General features: G+C 63.3%; 13 protein-coding genes. 9 read left to right on the forward strand and 4 right to left on the reverse strand.

The features are described 5' to 3' along the window. Positions 1-80 precede the first annotated feature (80 nt). The 7 genes from BGRAMDRAFT_RS29345 to BGRAMDRAFT_RS29375 all read left to right on the forward strand — a co-directional run bounded on the left by BGRAMDRAFT_RS29345 (position 81) and on the right by BGRAMDRAFT_RS29375 (position 8,574). Positions 81-1,430, forward strand: a complete 1,350-nt coding sequence (locus tag BGRAMDRAFT_RS29345) for an NAD(P)-dependent oxidoreductase (RefSeq protein WP_006052529.1) — start codon at positions 81-83, stop codon at positions 1,428-1,430. 58 nt (positions 1,431-1,488) lie between these two features. Beyond that, on the forward strand, positions 1,489-2,817 hold the full coding sequence (preA, locus tag BGRAMDRAFT_RS29350; RefSeq protein ID WP_006052530.1) for an NAD-dependent dihydropyrimidine dehydrogenase subunit PreA: 1,329 nt from the start codon (positions 1,489-1,491) through the stop codon (positions 2,815-2,817). Positions 2,818-2,929: 112 nt separating this feature from the next. Next, positions 2,930-4,441: an NCS1 family nucleobase:cation symporter-1 gene (locus BGRAMDRAFT_RS29355; RefSeq protein WP_006052531.1), complete on the forward strand. Its 1,512-nt coding sequence runs from the start codon at positions 2,930-2,932 to the stop codon at positions 4,439-4,441. Positions 4,442-4,521: 80 nt separating this feature from the next. Then, positions 4,522-5,973 carry a dihydropyrimidinase gene (hydA, locus tag BGRAMDRAFT_RS29360; RefSeq protein WP_006052532.1) on the forward strand — a complete coding sequence of 484 codons (1,452 nt, stop codon included), beginning with the start codon at positions 4,522-4,524 and terminating at the stop codon, positions 5,971-5,973. Between the two features lie 351 nt (positions 5,974-6,324). Then, positions 6,325-7,107, forward strand: coding sequence for an amino acid ABC transporter substrate-binding protein (locus BGRAMDRAFT_RS29365; RefSeq protein WP_006052533.1), 783 nt, complete (start codon positions 6,325-6,327; stop codon positions 7,105-7,107). 22 nt (positions 7,108-7,129) lie between these two features. Continuing rightward, on the forward strand, positions 7,130-7,807 hold the full coding sequence (locus BGRAMDRAFT_RS29370) for an amino acid ABC transporter permease (RefSeq protein ID WP_006052534.1): 678 nt from the start codon (positions 7,130-7,132) through the stop codon (positions 7,805-7,807). Next, complete coding sequence (locus BGRAMDRAFT_RS29375; protein WP_006052535.1) at positions 7,807-8,574, forward strand: amino acid ABC transporter ATP-binding protein; 768 nt, start codon at positions 7,807-7,809, stop codon at positions 8,572-8,574. The genes BGRAMDRAFT_RS29370 and BGRAMDRAFT_RS29375 overlap by 1 nt, the downstream gene beginning before the upstream one ends. 133 nt (positions 8,575-8,707) lie before the next feature. Here the strand turns inward: BGRAMDRAFT_RS29375 and leuA are convergent, their stop codons facing one another. After that, entirely contained in the window at positions 8,708-10,426 is a 1,719-nt protein-coding gene (gene leuA, locus BGRAMDRAFT_RS29380; RefSeq protein ID WP_006052536.1) for a 2-isopropylmalate synthase, read from the reverse strand. 308 nt (positions 10,427-10,734) lie between these two features. On the opposite strand from leuA, the gene BGRAMDRAFT_RS29385 reads away from it, so the two are divergent. Beyond that, complete coding sequence (locus BGRAMDRAFT_RS29385) at positions 10,735-11,298, forward strand: hypothetical protein (protein WP_006052537.1); 564 nt, start codon at positions 10,735-10,737, stop codon at positions 11,296-11,298. 184 nt (positions 11,299-11,482) lie between these two features. Here the strand turns inward: BGRAMDRAFT_RS29385 and BGRAMDRAFT_RS29390 are convergent, their stop codons facing one another. From BGRAMDRAFT_RS29390 to BGRAMDRAFT_RS29400, 3 genes are all read right to left on the reverse strand, one after another. Further along, a complete protein-coding gene (locus BGRAMDRAFT_RS29390; RefSeq protein ID WP_006052538.1) occupies positions 11,483-13,408 on the reverse strand; it encodes a hypothetical protein in 1,926 nt (641 codons plus the stop codon). Between the two features lie 165 nt (positions 13,409-13,573). After that, positions 13,574-14,872: a DUF3443 domain-containing protein gene (locus tag BGRAMDRAFT_RS29395; protein WP_006052539.1), complete on the reverse strand. Its 1,299-nt coding sequence runs from the start codon at positions 14,870-14,872 to the stop codon at positions 13,574-13,576. A 177-nt stretch (positions 14,873-15,049) separates the two neighbouring features. Then, on the reverse strand, positions 15,050-15,514 hold the full coding sequence (locus BGRAMDRAFT_RS29400) for a DUF2844 domain-containing protein (RefSeq protein WP_006052540.1): 465 nt from the start codon (positions 15,512-15,514) through the stop codon (positions 15,050-15,052). Between the two features lie 342 nt (positions 15,515-15,856). Here BGRAMDRAFT_RS29400 and bamC point away from each other — a divergent pair. Continuing rightward, positions 15,857-16,674: outer membrane protein assembly factor BamC (gene bamC, locus BGRAMDRAFT_RS29405; RefSeq protein WP_044021963.1), on the forward strand; the 818-nt coding region annotated here is incomplete at its 3' end.

The raw sequence follows: 16,674 nt of genomic DNA on the forward strand, positions 1-16,674 counted from the left end.
ACAAAACACGCCGTGCGGGCTTCGCTCATGCGAGTGCCGACAGATGCGGCTGCGTCCTCACATCGACAGAAGGAACGTGTATGGCCATCAAGCAAACCGGCGACATCGCCGCGCGGCGCCTGTCCCCCGAACAGCTCTCGTGCGAGTTCTCTGACATTGCGCCGTTGCTCGACGCGAGTGCCGCCGCGGCTGCTGCGAGCCGCTGTCACTACTGCTATGACGCGCCATGCGTGAACGCGTGCCCGACGCAGATCGACATTCCCAGCTTCATTCGCAAGATCGGCAACGGCAATCTGAAGGGCGCAGCCGTGGATATTCTGTCGGCCAATCCATTAGGCGGCATGTGCGCGCGCGTCTGCCCGACCGAGATTCTTTGCGAAGGCGCTTGCGTGCGCAACCATCAGGACGCGAAGCCGGTGGCGATCGGCGCGCTGCAACGTCATGCAACCGACTGGGCGATGGCGCGCGGCGAAGCACTCTTCACGCGCGCACCAGAGACCGGCCGGCATGTTGCTGTGATCGGCGCGGGCCCGGCGGGACTCGCATGCGCGCATCGCCTCGCGCTCGCCGGCCACAACGTGACGATCTACGACGCGCACGAAAAGGCCGGCGGCCTCAACGAATACGGCATTGCGGCGTATAAGACCGTCGACGATTTCGCGCAGCGCGAAGTCGAGTGGTTGTGCTCGGTGGGCGGCATCGAGATCAGGCACGGCGTTGCGCTCGGCCGCGACGTGCAACTCGATGCACTGCGCAATCAATACGATGCGGTGTTTCTCGCGATCGGTCTCACCGGCGTTCGCGCGCTCGCGATGGCGGGCGAGGACCTGAGCGGCGTGATGAACGCCGTCGACTTTATCGAGGCCCTTCGCAGCGCGCGCGACTTCGGCACGGTGCCGGTCGGCCGCCGCGTCGTCGTGATCGGCGGCGGTAATACGGCGGTGGATGCGGCAGTGCAAAGCCGCAAGCTCGGTGCGGCCTCGGTGACGATGGTGTATCGGCGCGGCGTCGAATCGATGAGCGCGACGTGGGCCGAGCGCGACTTCGCGCAGACCAACGGCGTGACGCTCATCACGCATGCAACGCCGCTGCGTTTGATCGGCGAGAACGGTGTGGTGACCGGCGTCGAGTTCGAACGAAGCTTCAACACCGGCGACGCCGAGCGCTTCGTGATCGAGGCCGACATGGTGCTGAAGGCAATCGGTCAGACGCTCGTGCCCGCGGGCATAGCACGCGAACTGCTGACGCTCGACGGCGGCCGCATTGCCGTCGATGCAAACGGCCAGACCTCGCTCGCGGGCGTGTGGGCCGGCGGCGATTGCGCGGCCACGGGCGGCATCGATTTGACTGTGCAAGCCGTGCAGGACGGCAAGCTCGCCGCCGAAGCCATACACGCGCAATTCGCGCGCGCCGACATCAAGGCCGCCTAGCGCGCATTGTCGCTAGCAACGAGTCACATAAATAGCAGCCGTCCCCAAGGAGCCGAACATGGCCGATCTGCGCTGTACGATTGCCGGCATTACTTCGCCGAATCCTTTCTGGCTCGCTTCCGCGCCGCCGACCGACAAAGCCTATAACGTGAACCGCGCGTTCGAAGCAGGTTGGGGCGGCGTGGTGTGGAAGACGCTCGGCCTCGATCCGCATGTGGTCAACGTGAGTTCGCGCTATGGCGCCGTGCAATGGAACGGCCAACGCATCGCGGGCTTGAACAACATCGAGTTGATTACCGACCGTCCGCTTGACGTCAATCTGCGTGAGATCGCGCAGGTCAAGCGCGACTGGCCCGAGCGCGCAATGATTGTCTCGCTGATGGTGCCGTGCAACGAGCATGACTGGAAATGGATTCTGCCGCTTGTCGAAGACACCGGCGCCGATGCGGTCGAATTGAATTTCGGCTGTCCGCATGGCATGAGCGAACGTGGAATGGGCGCGGCCGTCGGCCAGGTGCCCGAGTACATTGAAATGGTCACGCGCTGGGTGAAGGAGGGCACGAAGCTGCCGTGCCTCGTGAAGCTCACGCCGAACATCACCGATATTCGCGTCGGTTCGCGCGCGGCCTACAAGGGCGGCGCGGACGGCGTGTCGTTGATCAACACGATCAACTCGATTGTCGCCGTCGATCTCGACGCGATGTCGCCGTTGCCGATGGTCGACGGCAAGGGCACGCACGGCGGTTACTGCGGCCCGGCGGTGAAGCCGATTGCACTGAACATGGTCGCCGAAATCGCGCGCGATACAGAAACGCCGAATCTGCCGATCTCGGGCATCGGCGGCATTTCGACGTGGCGCGATGCGGCCGAATTCATGGTGCTGGGCGCGGGCAGCGTGCAGGTGTGCACGGCGGCCATGCACTACGGCTTTCGCATCGTGACCGATCTCGCCGACGGTCTATCGAACTGGATGGACGAAAAAGGCTACGCCACGCTCGACGATATTCGCGGCCGCGCGGTGCCGAACGTGACCGACTGGAAGTACCTGAATCTCAACTACAGCATCAAGGCGCGCATCGATCAGGACAAGTGCATCAAGTGCGGCCTGTGCCATATCGCATGCGAAGACACCGCGCACCAGGCGATCACAAAAGAAAAAGATGGCGTCCGGCATTTTGAAGTGGTGGACTCCGAATGTGTGGGCTGCAATCTGTGCATGCACGTGTGCCCGGTCGAGCAATGCATCACGATGGAGCGCGTGGACAACGGCGAGTATGCGAACTGGACCACGCATCCGAACAATCCGGCGCGCGTGAACGCGGCACAGAGCGAAGCGCAGGAAGCCGCTGCGAGCGCGGAACCGGCGCACGCAGCGAAAGCAGCCTGAAACAAGGGGTTTTTGTCGTTGCGCAGTGTTTGTACATAAGCCGTGTTTCCCTTTAACGCCCGACGCGTTCACAGAAACGCGCGGGCTTCGACGATCAAGTGGAGATCATTCGATGAAGCAGACCGCGAACTCCGTCGATCCGCAATTCGCGGCCGGCGCGCAAGGCAGCAGTCTTTATAACGACGACCTCGCGCCGACCGGCCCCGCGCAGCGCACATGGCGCTGGTATCACTTCGCCGCGCTGTGGGTCGGCATGGTGATGAACATCGCGTCGTACATGCTCGCCGCGGGCCTGACCGAGCAGGGCATGTCGCCGTGGCAGGCGGTGGTGACCGTGCTGCTCGGCAACCTGATCGTGCTCGTGCCGATGCTGCTGATCGGCCACGCCGGCGCGAAGCACGGCATTCCGTACGCGGTGCTGGTGCGCTCGTCGTTCGGCACGCAGGGCGCCAAGTTGCCGGCGATGCTGCGCGCTATCGTCGCGTGCGGCTGGTACGGCATTCAGACGTGGCTCGGCGGCAGCGCGATCTATACGCTGCTCAACATTCTGACCGGCAACGCGCTGCATGGCGCGGCCTTGCCGCTGCTCGATATTTCCCTTGGACAGCTCGCGTGTTTTCTCGCGTTCTGGGCGCTGCAAATCTACTTCATCGTGCACGGCACCGATTCGATCCGCTGGCTCGAAAGCTGGTCGGCGCCGATCAAGATCGTGATGTGCATCGCGCTCGTGTGGTGGGCGACGTCGAAGGCGGGCGGCCTCGGCTCGATGCTGTCCGCGCCGTCGCAGTTCGTGCCGGGCGGCAAGAAAGAAGGCATGTTCTGGGCGACATTCTGGCCGGGCCTCACCGCGATGGTCGGCTTCTGGGCGACGCTCGCGTTGAACATTCCCGACTTCACGCGCTTCGCGAGGACGCAGCGCGATCAGATGATCGGCCAGTCGATCGGCTTGCCTGTGCCGATGGCCTTGCTGTCGGTGATCTCGGTGGTCGTGACATCGGCGACGGTGGTGATCTACGGCAAAGCGATTTGGGATCCTATCGATCTGACAAGCCGCATGACAGGCATCGGCGTCGGCCTTGCGCTCGTGATTCTGACACTCGATACGATGTGCTGCAACCTGGCCGCGAATCTCGTCGGTCCCGCCTATGATTTTTCGAGCCTGTGGCCGAAGGGTATTTCGTATCGCGCGGGCGGCATGATTACCGCGACCATCGCAATCGTCATGATGCCGTGGAAGATTCTCGCCACCACGCAGGGCTATATCTTCACGTGGCTCGTCGGCTATTCGGCGCTGCTCGGTCCGGTCGCGGGCATTCTGATGGTCGATTACTTTCTGATTCGCGGTACGCGGCTCGATCCGCGCGAGCTGTTCGACGAACGCGGCGAATACAGCTATACGGGCGGCTGGAATATCGGCGCGGTGGTCGCGCTCGTGATCGGGGTGTTGCCGAATCTGCCGGGCTTTTTGCATACCGCGTTTCCCGCTTCGTTCGCCAATGTGCCGTCGATCTTCAATACGCTCTACACGTATGCATGGTTTGTCGGGCTCGCGTTGGCGTCGATCGTGTATAGCGCGTGGATGAAGTTCAGCAAGGGACCGAGCGCACGCGTGGCAAGCGCTTGAAGTCGTGGGGCGCGTGGCGCGCGTAGCATGCGTGGCCCAGACGGCAGCGAGATAAGCAAGTCAATTAAGGAGGCGGCAACATGACGACCCTGATTCGCGGCGGCACCGTGATCGATGCGGAAAACACCTACCGTGCCGATGTTTTATGTGCCGATCCGCAAGACGGCGGCACCATTCTGCAAATCGGCGTGGACCTGGAAGCGCCGGCTGACGCTGCAATAGTCGACGCGGGCGGGCAATACGTGATGCCAGGCGGCATCGATCCGCACACGCATATGGAACTGCCGTTCATGGGCACGACGGCGAGCGACGATTTCTATACCGGCACCGCAGCGGGATTGTCGGGCGGCACGACGAGCATCATCGACTTCGTGATTCCGAGCCCGAAGCAAAGCCTGATGGAGGCGTTCAAGGAGTGGCGCGGCTGGGCGGAGAAGGCATCGGCGGATTATGGTTTTCATGTGGCCGTCACCTGGTGGGACGATTCGGTGTATCGCGACATGGGCACGCTCGTGCACGAGCACGGCGTGTCGAGCTTCAAGCATTTCATGGCCTATAAGAACGCCATCATGGCCGACGACGAAGTGCTGGTGAACAGCTTCTCGCGCTCGCTCGAACTCGGCGCGTTGCCCACGGTGCACGCGGAAAACGGCGAACTCGTGTTCCAGTTGCAGCGTCAGTTGCTGGCCAAAGGCTTCACCGGTCCGGAGGCACATCCGCTGTCGCGGCCGCCCGAGGTCGAAGGTGAGGCCGCGAATCGCGCGATCCGCATCGCGCAAGTGCTGGGCGTGCCGGTGTATATCGTGCACGTGTCCGCGAAAGATGCGGTCGACGCCATCTCCCGTGCGCGCAGCGAAGGGCTGCGCGTGTTCGGCGAAGTGCTGCCCGGCCATCTCGTGATCGATGAAAGCGTGTATCGCGATCCCGACTGGACGCGCGCCGCGGCGCACGTGATGAGCCCTCCGTTTCGCTCGGCCGAACATCGCGAGGCATTGTGGCGCGGTTTGCAGGCCGGGCAGTTGCATACCACGGCGACCGATCATTGCGTGTTCTGCGCGTCGCAAAAGGCGATGGGCCGTGAGGACTTCACGAAGATCCCGAACGGCTGCGGCGGCGTGGAAGATCGCATGGCGGTGCTATGGCATCACGGCGTCAACTCGGGGCGTCTCACACCGAATGAGTTCGTGCGCATCACATCGACGAATGCCGCGCAGATTTTCAACCTGTACCCGCGAAAAGGCGCAATACGGGTCGGCGCGGATGCGGACATCGTCGTGTGGGACCCGCAGGCAAGCAAGACGATCTCGGTGAAGACGCATCATCAGAAAGTCGACTTCAATGTGTTCGAAGGGATGACCGTGCAAGGCGTGGCGATGCATACGCTCACGCGCGGCGCCCTTGCATGGACCGACGGCGATCTGCGCGCCGTGCGAGGCGCGGGCCAATATCAGAAGCGCCCGCCGAACCCGGCGTACTTCGACGCGATCCGCGTGTCGAACAAGCTGAAAGAGCCGCACCGCGTCGAGCGGTAGGGCTTCTGCCATCGTAAAAGGCGGCGCGGACATGGAAGCCCGCGCCGCCTTTTCCACGCTGCCGCGCATTCGCCGCGGCACGACCGTCTCGCGTTTTCCCCGATGGCGCCGCGCCCACGTTCCATGTTGCGATGCATGCCGCGTCTTCACATCTGCTGTAGAGTTGAAGTTCATGCGATGGCGGAGGTTACCGCTGCGGCTTAGCACGCATGCGCATATGGATTGGAAAGCTGATCCTTTGTAAAACGGCAAGCCGTTTGCTACAGTCCGCCCACTCCGCCGGGCGTGAGCGCCCGCGCGACTGCCAACAGAAGACCAGGCATACGGCCTGGCCACTTTAGGGAGCCACACATGAAGTCGATTCGTTCCATTTTGCTGGTTGCGCTGCTGCAGGCGGTCGCCGTGAGCCCGGTCTTCGCGGCCGACGAGTTCGCGCAGATCAAGTCCTCGGGCGTGTTCAGGATCGGCACCGAAGGCACCTATGCGCCGTTCACGTACCACGACGAATCGGGCAAGCTGACCGGCTTTGATGTGGAGATCGGCACGCAGATCGCACAGCGCATCGGCGTCAAGCCGCAATTCGTCGAAGGCAAATGGGACGGCCTGATCGCGGGGCTCGACGTGAACCGCTACGACGCGGTGATCAACGAGGTCGCGGTCACGGATGCGCGCAAGGCGAAATACGATTTCTCGGACCCGTACATCACGTCGCACGCGGCGCTGATCGTGCGCTCGGACAACACGACGATCAAGAACTTCGACGATCTGAAAGGCAAGAAATCGGCCAACACGCTGACCAGCAACTTCGGCAAAATTGCCGCGTCGCACGGTGCGGAAGTGATTCCGGTGCAGGGCTTTAACGAGTCCATCGACCTGCTGACCGCGGGCCGCGTCGATGCAACCGTCAACGATTCGTTGTCGTTCCTCGACTTCAAAAAGCACAAGCCGAATGCGAAGGTGAAGATCGCTACGCTGGATACGTCGCCGGAAAGCAGCGACAAGTCCGCTGTGCTGATCCGCAAGGGCAGCCCCGAACTCGTCGCGGCAATCAACAAGGCGCTCGCCGACATGAAGAAAGACGGTACGTACGCGAAGATTTCGCAGAAGTACTTCGGCAAAGACGTCTCCCAGTAAACGCCTTTCGCGAGTCTGAATCATGCCGGCATGGTTGCATCTGATGGCGCAGTCGCTGTGGCCGCTGCTGTATGCGGGGCTCGTGTTCACGGTGCCGCTTACGCTGGCGTCGTTCGCTATCGGGCTCGCTCTCGCGTTTATCGTGGCGCTCGTGCGGCTCTTCGGGCCGAAGTGGGCGGTGGCGGCGGTGCGCTTCTATGTGTGGCTGTTTCGCGGCTCACCGTTGCTCGTGCAACTATTCGTGATCTTCTACGGCTTGCCGAACGTCGGCATCGTGCTCGATCCGTTGACGGCGGCGATCATCGGTTTCTCGCTGAACGTGGGCGCGTATAACTCGGAAGTGATACGCGGCGTGATCGAGTCGATTCCGAAAGGGCAGTGGGAGGCCGCGTATTCGATGGGCATGACGCGCGAACAGGCGCTGCGTCGCGCGATTCTGCCGCAAGCGACGCGTGTCGCGTTGCCGCCGTTGTCCAACTCGTTCATCGCGCTCGTGAAGGACACGTCGCTCGCGGCGGTGCTGACCGTGCCCGAGGTGTTCCAGGCCGCGCAGAGAATTGCTTCGGTGACCTACGAACCGTTGATTCTCTATACCGAAGCCGCACTCGTGTATCTGCTGTTCAGTTCGGTGCTGTCGTCGGCGCAAGTCAGGCTCGAGCGCAAATTCGGCCGTCATGCACTCTTTCAGGCGGGCAACTGATGATCCGACTGGAAAAAATCGACAAGTACTTTTCCGGGCACCGTGTGCTCGATTCCGTCGATCTGCAACTCGCGCAGGGCAACGTGACCGCGCTGATCGGACCGTCGGGCAGCGGCAAAAGCACGCTGTTGCGCTGCGTGAATCTGCTCGAGATTCCCGAGTCGGGTTCGCTCGAAATCGGCGATCAGAAGCTCACGTTCAGTCAGGACGAGCGGCCGTCGCGCGAAACAGTGCTGACGATTCGTCGCCGTACCGGCATGGTGTTTCAGAACTTCCAGTTGTTTCCGCATCTCACGGTACGTCAGAACGTGATGGAGGGGCTCCTCACCGTGCTCAAGTGGGACAAGGAAAAAGCGCGGGCCCGCGCCGATGAATTGCTCGAGAAAGTCGGCATCGCGCACAAGGCCGATGCGTGGCCCGTCACGCTGTCGGGCGGACAGCAGCAGCGCGTGGCGATCGCGCGTGCGTTGGCGCCGTCGCCGGAAGTCCTGCTGTGCGACGAGCCCACGTCCGCGCTCGATCCCGGCCTCGCTGCCGAAGTCGTGGAAGTGCTGAAGCAACTCGCGAGCGAAGGCATGACCATGCTGATGGCGACGCATGATTTGCGGCTCGCGGCTACGATCGCGCGCGACGTGGTGTTCCTCAACAACGGTGTGGTGGTGGAGGCGGGGCCGTCGCGCGAGGTCTTCATGCGGCCGCGGCAGGACGAGACCGCTCGTTTCGTGTCGACGCTCACGCATAGCTTGCCGGAAGCGTGGACGGAGTGAAGCGCCTTCGGTCAGGTAGGATGCCTGATTAAACCTGCTGCTTATCTTTGCGAAAAAAGAAGGGGCGCCCCGTCAATATGCAGGGCGCCCCTTTCTTATGTAGCCGGGCCGTCGCGGCCTGGCTAGCCTCGCCTTATGCTTCCGCGCGCTCCGCTTCGTCGTTGAGCGCCGCGTCGAAGAAGCGCTGCTTCGCGTCGTCGCTCGCGCGAGCATACGCACGGTTTACGCCGCTGATTACCGCGCGAATCGACGCCGTAACCAGATTCGCGTCGATGCCCACGCCGAACGCGCTGCCCGTCAGGTCGGCGCCGGCCATCTCGGCGACGGCCACCGCGCGCGCATCGGCGCCTTGCGTCAACGCGCGCTCCTCGTAATGCTGGATGCGCACCGGCACGTCCATCGCGTGCATCAGGGCGTCGAGCGGTCCGTTGCCTTCGCCGTGCAACACGCGGCGCGTGCCGTTGATCTCGACGGTGAGCTTGATGCGCTCGCGTCCGTCCTGCTCGGACAGGCTATGGCCGATGTAATGAACCGGCGCGGCGGTGCGCACGTATTCCTGCTGGAACAATTCCCAGATCTGCGACGGCGTGACTTCCTGGCCGCTCGTGTCGGTGAGGCGCTGCACAGCCGAGCTGAAGTCCACCTGCAAACGGCGCGGCAACACGACGCCGTAGGTCTGCTCGAGCAGATAAGCGATACCGCCCTTGCCGGACTGGCTGTTCACGCGAATCACCGAGTCATAAGTGCGGCCGAGGTCGTTGGGATCGATCGGCATGTACGGCACTTCCCACATCGCGTCCGGCTTCTGCACGGCAAGGCCTTTCTTGATCGCGTCCTGGTGCGAGCCGGAAAACGCGGTGAACACCAGATCGCCGACATACGGGTGACGCGGATGCACGGGCAACTGCGTGCATTCCTCGGCGGTGCGCGCGACTTCGTTGATGTTCGAGAAGTCGAGGCCAGGGTCGACGCCCTGCGTGTACAGGTTCAACGCGAGCGTGACGAGGTCGACGTTGCCGGTCCGCTCGCCGTTGCCGAAGAGACACCCTTCGATGCGGTCCGCGCCCGCCATCACCGCCAGTTCCGCCGCGGCGACGGCCGTGCCGCGGTCGTTATGCGGATGCACGGAGACGATCAGCGAATCGCGGCGTGCGAGATTGCGGTGCATCCACTCGATCTGATCGGCGTAGACGTTCGGCGTGGCCATTTCGACGGTAGCCGGCAAGTTGACGATGGCCTTGTGATCGGGCGTCGGCTGCCATATGTCGAACACGGCGTCGCAGACATCCTTCGCAAATTCGAGCTCGGTGCCGCTGAATACTTCGGGGCTGTACTGGAGCGTGAAGTGCGTTTCCGGCGCGGCGTCGGCGAGACGCTTCATCGTGCGCGCGGCTTTTTGCGCGAGTTCCTTGACGCCGTTCTGATCGAGGCCGAACACGATCTTGCGGAATTCCGGCGCCGTGGCGTTATACAAATGGACGATCGCGCGCGGCGCGCCACGCAAGGATTCGAAGGTGCGTTCGATCAGATCGTCGCGAGCCTGCGTCAACACTTCGATTGTGACGTCGTCGGGAATGTGGCCGCCTTCGATCAGTTCGCGCACGAAGTTGAAGTCGGTCTGCGAGGCCGACGGAAACGCCACTTCGATTTCCTTGAAACCGATCTGCACCAGCGTCTTGAACATGCGCATCTTGCGCTCGCCGTTCATCGGCTCGAAGAGTGCCTGGTTGCCGTCGCGCAAGTCGGTGCTCATCCAGATCGGCGCGCGCGTGATGGTGCGCGACGGCCACTGGCGATCCGTCAAATTGATGGGCTTGAACGAGCGGTATTTCGTAGCGGGATTCTTCAACATTTTCATCGTCCTTGAATTCGACAAGCTGGAAGTCGACCGGACGACAAAAACGCAAAGCAGGGCCGCCGGTCGGAAACCGGGGCTGGGTCAGTTACTGGGAAATTACGCGGTGCTTCGGGTGTTTCAGATTCAGATGGAAGCGCGCAGCAGCAGACCTAGCCCGGTAGAGCGGGCTAGTAGTAGCGATAGGGTGGTCTGGGCGCGGTACATAGTGCGCAATAGGACCATATTATTGGGACTGCGTCAAGCGCAGGCTCGCGCGCAGCGCCCAGGCTACAATTCGCGACGGTTTCAAAAACGGAACGTCAATGAAGAATCGGATTCTCACAATCGCGTGCGTCTCGACCGCTGCGGCGCTGCTCGCGGCCTGTACCGCTGTCTACAAGAACTCGGACGCGTGCGAGCAACTGATGCGCAGCAAGTTTGCGGAAACTTCGTCCGATACGTTGAAGATCGGCCACACGGGCGCCGGTATCGACGGGTCGCGCGTGGTCGTGGAAGGGTCGATTGAACATGTCGTGACGGCCTCCGAAGTCGCGGCGGCGCGGGCTGCTTCGGTGGCGAAGGGCGGGTCGAAGGGGAGCGCGACGGCGGGCGCGATGGGCGGGTCGAAGGGCACGTCGGCAACAGGCGCGATGGCCGGTTCCGACGCCGCAGCATCGGGTGCGCGGACTGCTGCGGCTCCGGCTTCGGGTTCGGCGACTTCGGATGCGCAAGCGCTTGCCGTCAAATCAGGCAAGCCGAAGAAGGTCATTCAGGCCGCAGCCGCCGAATGCACGTTTAGTGGCCCGAGTCTCAGCAGCTTTAGCTGGCTCGCTCCGGCGAAACTCGCGGCGCCCTCCGAGCCGGATTCGGACGAAGCGGCCGAGTAAGGCGCTCGCTGTGAACTGAGTGTCGGCGTGGCCCGAGCGGCGGGCGCGCCGATGCATGTGGTCATGGTTATTATTATGCTTTTGCCAGGACGTCTCTGCGCACACGCCAACAACGTTGCAAGCGAGGCGTCTAACGTCGTGCCACGCACCGCAGCACCCCGGCATCCCTACACCCGCACCCCCGTCAATCCACCACTTCCACCTTGCGCCGGCTCCGCTTCTTCTTCATCAAGCCAAGCACGCTTTCTGCAAACGCCTCAGGCCGGCCTTCGAAGCAGCGCTCGACCGCCTTCGTATCGATCAAACGCTGCCGCAATGCGGTCCGTTCGTCGTGCCCATCGATCATTCGCACCGCCGCTTCGATATAACTTTCGATGGTCTCCGTCGCGGTCCACGGCGGCATGCCCACACGCTCGAACAGCGCGCCGTCGATGCACTCGAACACTTCCGGCCCGCGTTTGCACACGCCCGGCAAACCGAGCGTGAGCGCGTCCACGATGCCATTCGTATTGCCGAACGGGAACGGGCTCAAAAAAAGGTCCGCGCGATTCACACAGTCCAGGTAACTCGCGTATTGATGAAACCCGTGGACGACCGCGCCCGGCAGTGAGCGGCCGATAACGTCGCGCATATGATCGAGCGCGAGCCCGGCGTGCACGCCGCTCATGAAATGAAACTCGACAGGCGTGCGGGCACGCGCGCCGATCTCGCGGCACGCATGGAGAAACGCGGGGTTGAGCTTCATTGCGCTGGCCGTAATGATCACGTGCACCGTGGCGCGCGGCGGCGCAATGATCGGGGCGATGACCGGCAGCGCCACCGAGTGGCGGTACGGCTGCCCGTCTTTTGGCAACTTCATCAGGCGTTCGCTGAAGCACGCGGGATCGCCGACATAATCTTCCTCGACGCTGACATAGTCGATCTTGTCGGAGTGCGTGGTAGCCGGATGGCCGAGCCCCGCGATCTGCAGCGGCGCGACCCGCAGATTCGACATGAAGATGGTCATGACGAACATGCCGACGCTCGGCATATACAGCACGTCGGGTTTCTCGCGTTCGGCAAAGTCGCGAATGGTCCGCAGACATTCGCCGATGTACTCGGGCTGCTCGAGTTCGATGAAACGGTCGAACACCGCGCGCCCGATGTCGTCAGTCGCATAGCCGAAGCCGAAGGCCACCACTTCGAAATGCTCGCGCGCGGCTTCGAGCGTGCGCGAGTGCGTGCGGTAGATGGAATGCGCGCCGCCGAACCACTCGAGCACGACCAGCATCAACGGCTTCTTGCGCCGCTTTGCGTTGCCCGCCTGCTTCGCGTTCGCGTTCGCCGTGGCTGCTGCGCGCGGCGCCGCCACGTCGGTCAGGCCCAGTTGCGCGAGCTTGCGGCGCACCAGCACATTGATGTCCCGCTTGATCTCGTGACGGCGAGGCGTGTGTGCGTAGCTGCAGAACATGTAGGCGTTATGCAGCAAGGCGGTGGGCAGGTCGTCGAGATCGTCTAGCTGTTGCAGCTTGCCGGGCAGCCATTCGATCAACGCCTCACGCTTGACGTGCGCGCTTGCCGAGCCCTTGAAAACCGGCGCGAGCAGGACGAGCGCGAGGCACGCCGCGAGCACCTTGTCGTAAGCCCACAGCGCGGAAAACTCGAGTTCGAGCTCCGATTCGGTCGAATACAGCACGCACAGTTTCTCGACGAAGCTGTCGCCAGCCAGAAACTGCCGGTCTTGCGCACCGCGCGGGTTGAGGTGGCAGGCGACATGATCCGCATTGCCGAACGGTGTGGCCGAGAACACCAGGCCGACCCATTCGTGCAGCGTGAGAAAGAGCCTGAAGCATTCGACGGGCGGCTGGAATTCCGGATCGGCGAACAGCGTTGAAGCCGCGCTCGCGAGCCGCGTGCAGAAGCGCTGCTGTTGCTCCGCGGGCGTCAAGCCGCTCATGCCCGACGCAAGAAAGCTCTCGTCCAGCACGCCGCGCTTGTTCTGAAGCAGCGCGAGCGCGCACAGAAGCTGGATAGACGCCCGGATATGCTGCCGCGTAAAAACGAGCTGCTCGAAATCGTCGAGCGAGAAAGTGGGTTCGGCGGCTTGGCTGGCTTGGGTGGCGTCTTGCATCGGATAGCGATTGGCAGTTATGCATGACTAACTATCTTCAGGAAGCATTCTTGAATGCATTCCTGAAGCGTTAGCCGCGAACGGCGATTATCGCAGCCACCCCATACCGAATTTGCGCTGTCCGTCAGTTTCTGAATTTTCGGCAGTTTAAATGCGGCCTTACCTTCAGAACGCGTAGTACGGACCCGGTCCCGCCGACGTCGCGCGCGAAGCAATCGCCGTGTACACACGCCGGCCGAAGAAGAACGGCAAGCCCCAGTCGAAGCCGCTCGCAGCCGCACCCGCGATATTGTTGAAGGCGTTATTGCCCGACGCAAAGAGAGCGCGCGAATTGCCGATAGTGAAGGTCACCGTGTTCGACGCGCCGTTCGTTCCGGCGATGCTCGCGCTCGCCGCTTGCGTCGAACTCGGGCAATACCAGAGGCCGCACTGCGGCAGTTGCGTGTCGCGATAGAAGAGTCCGTTCGAACCCGTATCCAGATAGCTTTGCGAAAAGGTCTGGCCGTTATGCGTCGTGCTGACGTAGCCGGTTTGCGAATTTCCCTTGAGCACGCCCGCGCTGCCGAGCGTGTTGTTCGCCTGCGTGTCGATGCCGAAGATCATCGAACCGGACACGGTCAGCGCGCCGCCGTCGGGGATCGCGGGAAGGTCGATCACCACGCCGTTGTTATCGAGCGCGAAGCGGCTGACCGGATTGGCCACCTGCTGCGCGAGCGGCTGGGCGCTTGCCTGGCAGGCGCCGCTCGCGTCGCAGTTGTAGTACCAGCGGGGCAGCGCGGCGTTCGCGCAGGCGCCGCCGCAGTCGGCCGCGAACACGCCGACGCCGAGAATGCCGTTGGCGCGCAGCGTGTCGACGGTGAGCATCGACGGGCCCGAGGCGGCGCAATCCGCGGGGACCGACGGCACCGAAGGGTCGGCGATCAGATGGATCGGGATCGACGCGGCCAGTTGTCCGGCCATGCGCACGTCGGCGCTGCGCACCGCGCCCCATGCATAGCCGCTGCCGAACACCGCGCATTCGCCCGATATGCCGCCTGATATGCCGCCTGACACGCCGCTGCCCGACGGCACGGCGTTCAGCGGCAGGGTCGCCGGCAACGCGGACGCGACAATGCGCAGACCGTGCGAGCCGGTGTCGACCTGAATGTTGTCGATGGTCGCGCAGTTGTCCGTGCCCGGCTGGCAGACCGTGACGCTCGTCGTCAGCATGTTGCGCGTGAGGCGCGGCGCCGCGTGCACGACGATCGGCTGAACGTTCGGCGTATTTGATTGCGGGACCGAGGTGCTGCTTGGGCTCGACGCGGCAGGCGGCGCTGAGGCAACAGGAGCGCTAGCCGTGCCGGCTGGCGCGCTCGCGCCGGATGCGGTCGCGGTGCTGCCGCCGCTGCCTCCGCCTCCACCTCCGCAAGCCGCGAGGACGGTGCAGACGGAGAGCAGGGCGCAAAGGGAAGGAGTGGGTTTCATGGCGTCAGAAGGTCAGCGGTTGGTTTGTTGTGGTTGTTGCTGCTTGCTGCGGTGCGTTTCGCGGCTCGAGCGCCCGCTCGGAGAGGAAGTCCCCAGGCCATCCACGCTGCGACAGACCGGCTTTCTCGGCGTGCGCGTGTCGACCCGCGGACGCATCCAGGCGCGAGCGGATGCCCGTCAGCGAAGATCGTCGGCGGTCACGCCCGGCGGCAACGCGCCGGGCAGCCAGGCGCGGCCCGCGTAGCCGCGCATCGGCCCGCCCGACTCGACGACCACGTCCGGCCGCACGACGCGCGACGCGTGCAGATTCCCGTCCGGCGCCGCTGCCGCCTCCGCGGCCCCCGTGCGGTAAGAGTCGGCGTACTTGCCGAGCAGGCCGGCCAGATCGGGCATCGTCGGCCCTTGCCAGGTGTAGGCGACGATTTCGCCGCCGTTCGTCGCGTACTCGTTGATGGTCGTGTTGCCCGCATCGGTCGATGTGCGCAGTCGCAGCGTGCCGTTCAGCAGGCTTTGTTGTGCGCTCTCGCCTGATTTGGCCGCAATCACAGCGCCGAGCTGCGCGCAAGCGCTCGCGCTGCTGCATAACGCCGTCGCGGCAATCAGAGAGGCGGCGACACGATGAGAACGATGTTTTTTGTACATGATGAGGTCTCCTGCGCGCTGCTTCTGGGTTTTGTCCTACGTCAATTTGAAGATAGCACCCGCGTCGCAAAACTAAGCGTGGTGCGCGTTTCATCGCATGACGTCATCCCAAAATTGGGCGGAGGCCGAATCGAAAAGTGCCTTTTAAAACAATGTTCTGACGACAAACTTGCAGATGTCTGACAGACCATTAGGAATAGTTGTGGAACGTTAAATGTGGCCCGGCAACAGAGCGCGCAGAGCGGGCAAACCCCAGTTTTTGCACAGGGCCCGCCGGGATCGGTAAAATGTTGGGTTGATCCACGGAAACTTGCCGTGGCGTAGCGGAAGGATTCCCCGAACATGACTCATCTTCGTCTTACCAAGCGGTTTGCAGTAATGCTGATGGCAGGCGGGCTGGTCGCCGGCTGCGGCACGTCGTCGCCGACCAAAGTCGACTACAAGAGCGACTCGAAATCGAAGCAGGCTTCACTCGCCGTCCCGCCGAACCTGATCGACGAGACGGCCGATCAGCGTTCGCTGCCTCCGCAAGGCGGCGAAACCTCGTTGTCCGCGCTGCGTCAGGTGCAGGCCCAGGCGCCGGCGGCGAACACGGTGTCCGTCGTGCCGGCCGTGAGCGGCATGCACATCCAGCGCGATGGCACGGAAAGCTGGCTCGTGATCGACAGCAAGACGCCGGCAGAGGCGTGGCCGCAAATCCGCCGCTTCTGGCAGGAGCAGGGCTTCCTGCTGGTCGTCGATCAGCGCGACAAGGGCGTGATGGAGACCGACTGGAACGAAACGCACGCGCAAATCAACGACGGGCTGATCCGCAGCACGCTGTCGAAGGCGATGGGCAACAGCTACGTCACGTCCGAGCGCAACAAGTACCGTACGCGCCTCGAAACGGCGCCGAACGGCGGCACGTATGTGTTCATCAGCCAGAAGGGCATGCGCGAGGCGCTGACCGGCACGAACAACGATTCGAGCACGTGGCAGCCCAAGGCGAACGATCCCGGCCTCGAGCAGGAATATCTGAAGCGCCTGATGGCGGCGCTCGCGCTCGCCGATTCGCGCGCGAAGTCGGGCGGCGCCGACACTGCGGCGTTGTCGCCGGCTGGCGCGCAGGTAGCGCCCAATGCCGCGGCGAACGGCGCGAAATCGGCGGCTGCGGCCACGGC

The organism is Paraburkholderia graminis C4D1M (assembly GCF_000172415.1).
GTDB lineage: Bacteria > Pseudomonadota > Gammaproteobacteria > Burkholderiales > Burkholderiaceae > Paraburkholderia > Paraburkholderia graminis.